8 protein-coding genes are annotated in these 11,286 nt (G+C 38.7%); 6 read left to right on the top strand and 2 right to left on the bottom strand.

The genetic code is table 11. The features are described from left to right. Window positions 1-3 precede the first annotated feature (3 nt). The 3 genes from ABJQ32_08490 (at window position 4) to ABJQ32_08480 (ending at window position 3,974) form a co-directional block, all read left to right on the top strand. Complete coding sequence (locus tag ABJQ32_08490; GenBank protein MEP5289674.1) at window positions 4-561, top strand: hypothetical protein; 558 nt, start codon at window positions 4-6, stop codon at window positions 559-561. Window positions 562-720: 159 nt separating this feature from the next. Beyond that, window positions 721-3,153: a histidine kinase dimerization/phosphoacceptor domain -containing protein gene (locus tag ABJQ32_08485; GenBank protein MEP5289673.1), complete on the top strand. Its 2,433-nt coding sequence runs from the start codon at window positions 721-723 to the stop codon at window positions 3,151-3,153. 128 nt (window positions 3,154-3,281) lie between these two features. Beyond that, the gene (locus tag ABJQ32_08480; protein MEP5289672.1) at window positions 3,282-3,974 is read left to right on the top strand and encodes a response regulator; all 693 of its coding nucleotides are present in this window, start codon (window positions 3,282-3,284) and stop codon (window positions 3,972-3,974) included. Between the two features lie 9 nt (window positions 3,975-3,983). Here the strand turns inward: ABJQ32_08480 and ABJQ32_08475 are convergent, their stop codons facing one another. After that, a complete protein-coding gene (locus tag ABJQ32_08475) occupies window positions 3,984-4,442 on the bottom strand; it encodes a hypothetical protein (GenBank protein ID MEP5289671.1) in 459 nt (152 codons plus the stop codon). Between the two features lie 255 nt (window positions 4,443-4,697). Here ABJQ32_08475 and ABJQ32_08470 point away from each other — a divergent pair, with 255 nt between their 5' ends. The 3 genes from ABJQ32_08470 to ABJQ32_08460 all read left to right on the top strand — a co-directional run bounded on the left by ABJQ32_08470 (window position 4,698) and on the right by ABJQ32_08460 (window position 10,338). Next, on the top strand, window positions 4,698-8,549 hold the full coding sequence (locus ABJQ32_08470; protein MEP5289670.1) for a S8 family serine peptidase: 3,852 nt from the start codon (window positions 4,698-4,700) through the stop codon (window positions 8,547-8,549). Between the two features lie 98 nt (window positions 8,550-8,647). Further along, the gene (locus ABJQ32_08465) at window positions 8,648-9,889 is read left to right on the top strand and encodes an amidohydrolase family protein (GenBank protein ID MEP5289669.1); all 1,242 of its coding nucleotides are present in this window, start codon (window positions 8,648-8,650) and stop codon (window positions 9,887-9,889) included. Then, a complete protein-coding gene (locus ABJQ32_08460; GenBank protein MEP5289668.1) occupies window positions 9,886-10,338 on the top strand; it encodes an isoprenylcysteine carboxylmethyltransferase family protein in 453 nt (150 codons plus the stop codon). The genes ABJQ32_08465 and ABJQ32_08460 overlap by 4 nt, the downstream gene beginning before the upstream one ends. Window positions 10,339-10,374: 36 nt before the next feature. Here ABJQ32_08460 and ABJQ32_08455 read toward each other — a convergent pair whose 3' ends face one another. Next, complete coding sequence (locus ABJQ32_08455; GenBank protein ID MEP5289667.1) at window positions 10,375-11,109, bottom strand: TlpA disulfide reductase family protein; 735 nt, start codon at window positions 11,107-11,109, stop codon at window positions 10,375-10,377. Between the last annotated feature and the right edge of the window lie 177 nt (window positions 11,110-11,286).

The following is an 11,286-nucleotide window of genomic DNA, read 5'->3' as shown; positions in this document are numbered from 1 at the left end:
ATTATGAAAAGTAATCTATTCGTTTTTTTATTAGCCCTTCTGTGCGCTTTTGCTTGCTCGGATCAATTGGAAAAGGAGTCAATAAATTTATCAGAAACAAGCGGAGTTTGGGGCTCGACACCTGAATTAGTCATGACGCTTGATGAATTGCTCAGCACCCCGGGAGTATTCAAGTTTGAAGGACCCGAGAATCGTATATATCTAATGAAAGATGGATCAATGAGTAAAAGTCAGGATGACTATGATAATGCAATCAAAGTAGAAGTGATTTATTCGAATAATGTCACAGATATTATTACGCTTGGTGATGGTAAAGACTATGTACTTGATTTTGGAATCTGGCACGAGATAGTATCACCATGTGGCTACAAAACCTGGTATGAGACCTCAGAGGAATATTTCGATTTATGTGATGCAAACTCTTATCGCTGCTGTACCAGAACTATTCGATGGAGCTGCCTGGCACCATACCCTATCAAAATATCTGAAAGTTATTCATGTGGAGATTGTAAGCCTTTTGATCCATGGCACCCCCATTATCCATGTGGTTTTCAAAGATGACTTAGCTGGTTCATTTTAAGCCCTCGTCTGATAAATGGATGAGGGCTTCTTTCCATTAAAAGACTACTCCAAAACGAATGAAAACGGATTTGAATAGAGACTTATAGAACTTTATGACTGATTTTTACAGCGTAACCACCTAACTGAAGACCAATCACCATGAAAATCTTTGCCCTGTACCTAATGGGTTGCTTTCTAATACTTGATCTAATCGCTCAAGACACTAGAATTGATTCATTGCGCAATCTTCTGGAGGTCGCAGAGCAGGATTCCAGCAAAATACAGCTCCTCCTTGATCTGGCTAAAGAACACTCCGTCTTAGACACTGCACTTGCTAGTAAGTTTTACAATGACGCAATTATCATTAGTAAGGAGCTTGGGAATATTGCATATATCAATGTTGCCAGAGAAAAAGGCGACTATCTCAGGAAAACAAGGAGAAAACAGCTTGCCATAGGTTTTCTTTTACGGGTTTTGAAAGAGATATCAAATAAGGAGATACCAGAATTAGAAATATTATATACCGGGATTGGGATTGCACATTATCAATCTTATCAGCCAGATAGTGCTGCCTATTATTTCAGGAAAGGTATTTTACTCGCCAAAAAATATCATAAAACCGAGAGAGAAGGAATTCTATGGATGAATATTGGCAATACCAATTACATGAAAGGGTTATTGGATAGTGCACTGTTCTATTACGCCAAGAGTCAAGAGGTATTGTCTAAGACCACAAGCTATCACAGAATAGCAGAACTGCATATCACAAAAACCATTATCTACCAAAACCTTAAAGATTACTCAAAAGCCGAAAGAGAACTTAACAGTGCATTGAAACTAAAAATGCCAAACCAGGAAGAATTAATAAAGCATCGATCCCAGGTTTTCGAAAGGAAATCAACACTGCATTTTTTGAAAAATGAATATCAGCTGGCACTAGTCACTATTGATTCAGCACTACAACTCTATGAAGTAATAAAGGAGCGTGAGGAGATCATGAAGAGTCTTCGCTTTAAAAGCACCGTTCTTTTAAGACAAGGAAAAGTGAGCGCCGCTCAGGATATTTTATGGCAGTTATTTGACTATCAGGAGGGTAATACTGATCTTTATGAACGAGCTTCAGTTTTAAAAGATATTGGTTTTTCGTTTACCATTTCAGGCAATCATAGGGAAGCTATAAAGCTCTTTCGTCAGGCACTAAAATTCACAGGGTCATCAGAAATCAAGAGGGTGCATACGAATATATTGAACGATCTGGGATCAACATATTTAGCAACCTCACAGTATGATTCTGCAAAATGGTTCTTGGATCAAGCTATACAAGAAACCAAGGAAGATGAGATAATTCCAGAAACCTATCATTATCTCGCGAAGTATCACATTATGGTCGGTCAACCTGATTCTGCTTTGTTATACGCTAACTATTTGATGGGCAATCAAAAAGTAAAAGAAATACCTTCCCTCTACTTTGGTGCAAAGTTCATTCAAGCATCTGCTAATTATAGTAGAGGGAATTTAAAACGAGCACAGGGTATTATAAACGAAATCATCAGGCAAGAGCGTGAAATTAATAGCTTGACTATTATAAGGGATAGTTATGAATTGCTGTACCACATTAAATATGATCAGGGACGCTTCAGAGATGCGATCAGTGCAATCGAAAAGTATCAGATCTTGAATGATAGTGTAATAAATTTAGACAACCTTACACAAGGTATCAGACTTCAATATGAAAGTACCTATGACCGACAGCAACTAAAAGATTCGCTACAATATGCTGAGAAAGATCAGCTTGCCTTACTGGAACAACAGAAAAATAAAATCCTGGTTAGCAATCAAAGAATCACGATTATCTTGATTGGGTCTAGTACACTATTACTTTTAGCGATTAGTCTAATACTCTTTAGAAATAACAGGTCTAGTCAAAAGAAGAATAAGCTAATTGGTGAACAAAAAGAAAGTATTGAGAAGTCACTCAATGAGAAAGAAATCCTTCTGAAGGAAATTCACCATCGGGTCAAAAACAACTTACAGGTAATCTCCAGTTTGCTCAATTTGCAAGCTGAGAACCTTTCGACTGAATCGGCCCTGGAAGCACTCACTGATGGACAAAATAGGGTGAAATCTATGTCACTCATTCACCAGCGCCTCTATCAAGAAAATGACCTGAGAGGGGTAGATGTAAATGACTACCTTAAAAATCTTATTCCTCAGCTGATCAGTTCGTTTGCACTCAACAACAAAGAAATCGACTATAAAATAGATGTTGGAGATATTAAGTTGGATGTGGATACACTGGTGCCCCTCGGGTTGATCATCAACGAGCTGGTCACCAATAGCCTGAAACACGCTTTTGAAGAGATGAATAGCGGAATCATCGAGCTGAAGATTAGGGAAGAAAATGATATGTTGCATGTAAGCATAAAAGACAATGGCAAGGGTTTCAATGAGGCAGAACTGCAAAATTCCAATTCATTTGGATGGAAGATGATAGACTCATTATCTAGAAAATTAAAAGCGGAACTGAGTATCCTTAATGAAGAAGGTACACTCGTCGATATTTTCATTAGTCGATATAAAATGGTGATTTAGTTTCTCCTGTATCATGCTTGTAGATTTTTGATTTCTCGATTTCTCGATTTTACGAGGATCGTAAAGGGCTAGTTAAATTGATTTTGTAAGCTTGTGGATATATTTATCCCTTGATATAAAACCGATTTATGATTTCTCTTTTAATCGTGGAAGATGAGCCGCTCATAGCGGATGATATAGCAACTACTTTAGAAAAGTCGGGCTATGAAGTCACAGCGATTGTAGATAATGCAGAGGACGCTTTTACGAAAATATCAGCAAAATCTCCGGATCTTGCGATTCTAGATATCAATATTGAAGGTGACATGGACGGAATTGAGTTGGCTTCTCAGCTTAAAATACCCTTCATATTCGTTACCTCATATTATGATAAAGAGACGTTGGATAAAGTAAGCATGCTAAGTCCATCTGGCTTTATTGTAAAACCTTTCAATAGCCAAGACCTAGTTGCTAATGTTGAATTAGCGCGAAGGAGAAAGATTGTTGGCGTAAAACAAGAAGAGGTTGTTTCAGAAACAATTTTCATAAGAGATCAACAGTCTATTTTATCCCTCAAGCCCAAGGAAATCCTTTTTGCTGAGGCTATGGATAACTATACGGTGATTCACACTAAATCAAAGAAACATACCATAAGCCATACCCTCAAAAGCGTAGAAGAGAAATTGTTGAAGTACGGTTTTTTGAGAATACATCGCTCGTATTTAATCAATTTTGATAAAATAGATTCTATATCGGAAAACCTTGTATACATAAAAGGTCATCATTTGTCCGTTGGAAAATCTTTCAGGAAAAACCTAATTGCTTCTCTGGAGATATTATAGCAAAAATTTTCACCAAGTCGCGTGATCAAGGTTTGCATCTACTATTGTAGTAGAATCGATAGTTATCTTGAAAGGGTTACAGTAACATGTATTGGGGCATTTTATTAAATCACAAATTATACTTTCTTCATCTCTTAGGAAAAGACTGTAAGTACCTATTGCTAAATCAATAGCGTAAGTACCATCTGCTTTTGACTGGACACTATCAACGGCCAGATCTAATTGAAACTTTTCACTAATTTTTGTAATGTAGACCATTGTTGAAATAGGCTTTGGCTCACAAGGATCAACACCTGGTCCAGGCATACAATTACCCTCATAGAGACCAATGGTTCCTTTCAAAGTTCCGCTTGTTTGACTGGGTTTTTGAGCAACGCAGGATAGAAGCCCTACCACAAAGAACAGATAGCTGAAATAATAATTTTTGCACATACTGTAATGATTATTTATGACAATATATTTTTTCAATGTTAACCGATTTAGTCTACAATTTTCAACGATTCGTCCAGTACCTATTTAACGATTTTCACCTAATAGTTTAATTAAATATTTGTTTTATCCAAAAAATGAACACTAAATCAATTTTTAAGAATAATATTCTTAGATGCAATAATTAGTAATAACATTATTATGAATTAGCAATTTAAGTAAGAATATTATTGGAAGTAATTGGGGAATGACTATATATTCGGAGAATTAATCTATTAACCTAATCGTTTTATTATGAGAAGAAATAAGCGATACATCAAGGCGTTGTTGCTCGCCTTGATTGTGTCCACTACTACTACCTTTGCTCAGACACTACAGCAAAGACAGGGCATCAGCGACAAATACAATAAAGCTAAGCTTACCCAACTTCAAAAAGATTTCAAATTGAAGGAAGACTCGAGAAGGTCGGAAGCGATTAACATGGCTTCTTTGCGAGGTTGGGATATTCTAAAAGCAAATTCAGATGGTTCGGTAGATGAATTGGTAGCTGTTTCTCCAGATGGTTATCCTATTTACTATTCAATTCATAATGAAGATGCCGCTAGATCTACACGAGCAAATCATCTGAACATTGGGGGATCGCTTGGACTTAGTTTGGATGGGCAAAACATGACGGCACACGTTTGGGATGGTGGGCCGACAAGAACCACGCATCAGGAATTTGATGGACCAGGCGGGAATAACCGTGTGTCTATCAACGATGGAGTAACGGGCCTTAATGGGAATAGTTTTCATGCTCAACATGTGACCGGTACTATTGTAGCCTCTGGAGTTCAGGCAGCTGCTAAAGGAATGGCCCCTCGTGCTCAAGCACGTACGCATGATTGGAACAATGACCTATCAGAGGCAACATCTGAAGCTGCCGCGGGTATGCTGATATCTAATCATTCATATGGTTTTGCTTGGAGAAATCAATTTGGACAGGTACAACTTCCATCCTGGTATGGGGGTGCCTATATAGATGATTCCAGAGATTGGGATAATCTTATGTATAACTCTCCATATTATCTTATGGTAGTAGCCGCCGGTAATGATGGAAACGATAATAGTGCAAATTCCGATCCTCTTGGTGGTAATTCTGCATTCGATAAATTGACAGGGCACTCTACCTCAAAAAATAATATGGTAGTAGCCAATGGTCAAGATGCTAATGTGAACAATGATGGTTCATTTAACAGCGTTACAATCAGCGGTAGCAGCAGTGAAGGGCCTACAGATGATTTAAGAATTAAGCCAGATATCACTGGAAATGGTTCAGGTGTTTATTCTACTTACGATAATGCTGATAATGCATACAATTCTATTAGTGGTACTTCTATGGCATCACCTAATGTTGCAGGAACATTACTTCTTCTTCAGCAGCACTATAATAATATCAACGGTAATTTCATGAGAGCTGCAACTTTGAAAGGAGTTGCACTCCATACAGCAGATGATGCTGGTATTTCAGGGCCTGATGCCGTTTTCGGATGGGGGCTTCTAAATGCAAAGGCTGCTGCTGAGACCCTTACTGACAATGGAAATGGATCTGTGATAGATGAACTGACACTAGCCAATGGTGGATCATATACTTTAAACGTGGACGCTGATGGAACAAATCCTCTTATGGTTTCGATCTCTTGGACAGATCCAGCTGGAACAGCAAATACTGGAACGATAAATTTGGCTACACCAGTATTGGTTAATGATCTTGATATTAGAGTTACCCAAGGAGGAACTACTTACAATCCTTACAGAATGACAGGAGTTAACTCTAACAGTACAGGAGACAATCTAGTAGATCCTTACGAAAGAGTAGACGTTTCAGGAGCTTCTGGTTCTTATACCGTAACAGTTACTCACAAAGGTTCTCTATCGGGTGGAAGTCAAAATTTCTCATTGGTAGTGACGGGTGTTACAGGCACACCTCCTGTATGTAATGCGACTACTCCAACAGGACTATCACCTTCTGGTGTAAGTACAACTTCAGCTACTTTAGGCTGGAATGCTGTTAGTGGAACAACCTACGATTTAAGATATAGAGCTACAGGAACGACTACCTGGACGACTACTGCAGTTTCAGGAACTTCAACGACACTAACTGGTTTAGCTGGAGAAACTTCATATGAAGCACAAGTACGTAGCATATGCCCTGATAACTCTACATCTTCCTATTCAAGCTCAGTTAGTTTCACAACCGGATCAACGAATTGTTCTGGAGGAACTTCTACATTCCCTTACGGAGAAAGCTTTGAAAATACATTAGGTACATGGAGTCAGTCTACGACAGATGATATTAATTGGACTGTTCAAACGGGAGGTACTCCTTCAGCTAGCACAGGACCTACTGGAGCATCCGATGGATCTTACTATATCTACATGGAGGTTTCAGGTGATGGCACAGGCTTCCCTAATAAGCGTGCTATCTTAAATTCCTCGTGTTTTGATCTTTCAGGTGAATCTGGAGCTAATGCGACTTTTGATTACCAGATGACAGGAAATGCTGTTGGATCTGTAGCATTGGAAGCAAGTAACGATAATGGCGGAAGCTGGACATCTGTTTGGTCTGTTGCCGGTGATCAAGGAGCAGCATGGAATAATGCTGATGTGGACCTATCTGCATATGCAGGTGGTACATTATTGTTGAGATTCAACGGAATCTCTGCAGCCTCTTGGCAGGGAGATATTGCCATTGATAACTTTGCATTAACGGGTGGATCTACACCTGATACCCAAGCCCCTACCACCCCAACAGGATTGACAGCTAATGCGGTAGCGCAAACTACTTTGACGCTAAACTGGAATGCATCAAGTGACAATATTGGAGTCACTGCCTATGATGTATTTAATGGATCATCGAACCTTGGTGAAGTAACAAGCACATCTGCTAATATCACAGGCCTTACTGCAGGTACAGCTTATACATTTACGGTACGAGCTAAAGATGCTGCCGGAAATGTTTCTGCTGCAAGTAATGCAGTAAATGTAACCACGCAGAGCTCAGGCATCAGCTGCTCTTCAACTGCAAGCCTACCATATTCGGAGGGTTTTGAAACCAATGATGGATGGACTCAGGTAGGTGGTGATGATGGGGACTGGACAAGAGATTCAGGTGGAACCCCTTCTTCAAACACGGGACCTGGTGCAGCTGCTGAGGGATCATTTTATATCTTCTTAGAAGCTTCTACAAATGGAAGTGCTGGACAAATTGGAAACAATGCTACGGCAATTCTTGAAAGTCCGTGCTTTGATCTTTCTGGGGAAACTTCAGCTACCTTCTCGTTCAAGCATCACATGTTTGGAACTGATGTAGGATCATTAACGGCTCAAGTTTCTACAGATGGCACCAACTTCACAAACCTTTGGACACTTTCTGGAAATCAAGGTAACTCATGGGAAACTGTGAATGTAAGTCTTGATGCTTATGCAGGCGGAACAGTAAAGTTGAGAATGGTCGGAACGACAGGAGCTGGATGGTCAAGTGATATTGCCATCGATGATCTTTCAGTTAGTGCAGGTGGTGTGGTAGTACCGACTACTGTTAACCTAACGTTGACATTTGATAACTATCCTGAAGAAACTAGCTGGCAGATACTAAATGGATCTACGGTAGTTGCTTCTGGAGGCACGTATCCTTCACAACCTGATGGATCTACCATCAATGTAAATGTTGACTTGAATGCAGGATGTTATGATTTTGTAATCAGTGATACATATGGTGATGGTATCTGCTGTTCATTTGGAAACGGGGCTTACAGCCTGGCAGATGGAGCAACTACGCTTGCTTCTGGAGGATCATTTGGAACTAGTGAAACCACTGCATTCTGTGTGGGTGGGGCAACAGCTTCTTATGCAATCCAAACGTCATCTGTAGGTCAGCCTGTTAGCTTTGAGATATATCCTAACCCTGCGGTAGGAAATGACCTCCACATTGCGACTACTCGCAACGAAGTAGCATATAAAATAACAAACTTAAGTGGCCAAACGATCTCACAAGGAGATGTTAGTGCAAACAAAGTTGATGTAAGTCAATTGAAAGAAGGCATATATATGATTGAGCTTTCCTCTGGTGGAAAATCAGTCAATAGAAAATTTATAAAGCAATAACTTAAACCTAACCTAGTCGGAAGCCCTGTCTGCATTGCGGATGGGGCTTTTTATTTATGCTCATTGAATGGTATTATCTTAGGATGAAATTCTATTCAATGCGCCTAACTATTATTTTATTTTTTTGCTTTTTAAGTTTCTTAGCTACATCCCAAAAGATTAAAATCACTGCAGATCGTCTTTTTGACGGTGAAAATATGAAGACTGATTGGGGAGTAATTGTTGAAGGCAATACAATTCTAGAAGTAGGGCCTATTAATCAGTTGGGCAAATCTGATGAAACAATTAATTATGAAGGTGGTACGATCATGCCAGGCATGATTGAAGGTCACTCGCACGTTTTACTTTACCCATACAATCAGACGGGTTGGAATGATCAGGTACTAAAAGAATCCCGGAGCTTGCGTGCTATTCGTGGTGCAAAAATGGCTACTAAAAACTTATATGCTGGATTTACGACTATTCGAGACTTAGGATCTGAAGGTGCAGGGTACGCGGATGTGGCTATTAAGCAAAGCATTGAAGAAGGAATAATAGACGGCCCCAGGATGCTGGTAGCCGGAAAAGCTATTGTGGCTACAGGGAGTTATGGACCTAAAGGATTCCATCCGGATTTTGAAGTTCCGTTGGGTGCAGAGCCAGCAGACGGGCAAAATTTGATTACAGTGACAAGGGATCAAATTGGAAAGGGGGCTGATTTTATAAAGGTTTATGCGGATTACCGCTGGGGACCGAACAAAACAGCCATGCCAACCTTTTCTATTGAAGAATTAAAACTCATTGTGGAAACAGCAAAGAGTAGTGGTAGGGTAGTAGTAGCACATGCAGCTACAGCAGAAGGAATGAGAAGGGCAACACTTGCAGGTGTAAAAACAATTGAGCATGGATCGGATGCAACCGTAGAAGTATTGGAACTAATGAAAGAACGAGAAGTGGCATTGTGCCCAACATTAGCAGCTACTCATGCGATTGCACAGTATTTTGATGGATGGAATGGAGAGGCTCCAGAACCACGAAGAGTATTAGGCAAGCGTGAAATGTTTAAGCGTGTCTTAGAAAGCGGAGTTACAATTGTGGCAGGTGGAGATGTAGGCGTTTTTGAGCATGGAGAAAATGTAAAAGAATTGGAATTGATGGTTGATTATGGGATGAAGGAACGCGATGTATTAAGGTCAGTCACCTCTGTAAATGCTCAGATATTCGGACTGAATAAACTGGGAAAGCTGGATGCTAATTTTCTTGCAGATATTGTAGTAGTAAAGGGTAACCCTGAAGAATCTATTTCAGACCTTTACAATATCAAATTAGTTATGAAGGACGGTAAAATCTATAAACAATGAGACTTAAAATACCACCAGTGATTGTATTCCTGCTTTCTTTAGGAATTGCATTTGGTATTTACTATTTGACAAAAGAGTATTCATATAACTATCCTTATAAGACTTTATTATCTAGAATACCATTGGTATCAGGTGCATTGATAGCGCTTGCAGGAATAGCCGCATTTAGATTAAGGGGAACAACCACAGATCCGACAAAACCAGAAAAAGCAAGTACTTTGGTAACTAACGGGATCTATATGTATACGCGAAACCCAATGTATTTTGGAATGCTCTTGGTGCTAATAGGAGGAATCATACGAATTGGAAATCCATTTTGTATCTTATCTGCTATTTTTTTTGTCTTGTATATGAATAAATTTCAAATCAGGCCAGAAGAGGGAGCTCTCAAAAACTTATTCCCCAATGAGTATCCAGAGTACCTTAAAAAGGTGAGAAGGTGGATTTAGTGTAATAATAGTTACCAAATAATCATTTAATTGTTGCTAGAGTAATCTTTCAATCAGTTTAATCAATTCTTCTCCATTTCCAATCACTGATTTGCCATTGATCTTTTGATAGTGTATTCCATCCTCTATTTGTGTTATAACTCCATTCTTATCCAGCAGTATGTTTTTTGGATAGGATTGAATACCTAATTCATCAATGAGCGATTTGGCGTTTACTATGTGATGCGAAAAATTAAAATCTCTTTTCTGTAAAAATTTCGCCACACTTTCTTTGCTATCATATGAGATAGAGATAAAGTTTACTTTTTCAGAATACGTACTTGCTATATTATTCAGTATTGGCATCTCTTCAATGCAAGGTTTACAAGCGACGTACCATATATTAATGAGTGTTGGCTTTCCATTTAGCATCTCGGATTTAATTTTCTCGCCAGCAACAGTGTTTAAATCACTGAAAGTGAATTGCTGTCCTATCCATTTTTTGGCACTTTTTTCTTCTCTGTCAATTTTAGCTTGTAAATCAATTTTATATCCTAGTTTGAATGTGTTGATGATTGAATCACTTGTGACAACACTATCTATGAAGGTCTCTTTAAGAATTAGATCTTTGTACTTTTTTAATTCCTCGGATTTTTTTTCTTTGGCTTTTTGATATTCTACCTCATTAAGAATCAGGCCGGATTTTGCATCCTTGAAATAGCTTTTCTTTTCGCTTTGACCTTGAGAATTTATGCTCAGAACAAGCATTAATAATACTATTGATTTATTCATATTTACTCCTTTCTATTGATTTATTAAAATCTATTTAGAGATAGTAGCAGATCTTTAATAGTTTCAGGATACCTACATTAATTAGGAATTGAGTGATAGAAAGAAATTGTATGTGATATAAGAAACGTAGAGGCCTCTACCTTAAAAACCTGTCAGCAAAACGAGAATATAGCGTGT

It is taken from the genome of Marinobacter alexandrii, from assembly GCA_039984955.1.
Taxonomy (GTDB): Bacteria; Bacteroidota; Bacteroidia; order Cytophagales; family Cyclobacteriaceae; genus Ekhidna.
The sequence above is the reverse complement of the archived record's forward strand: the minus strand, read 5'-3'. Positions and strand labels throughout refer to the sequence as shown.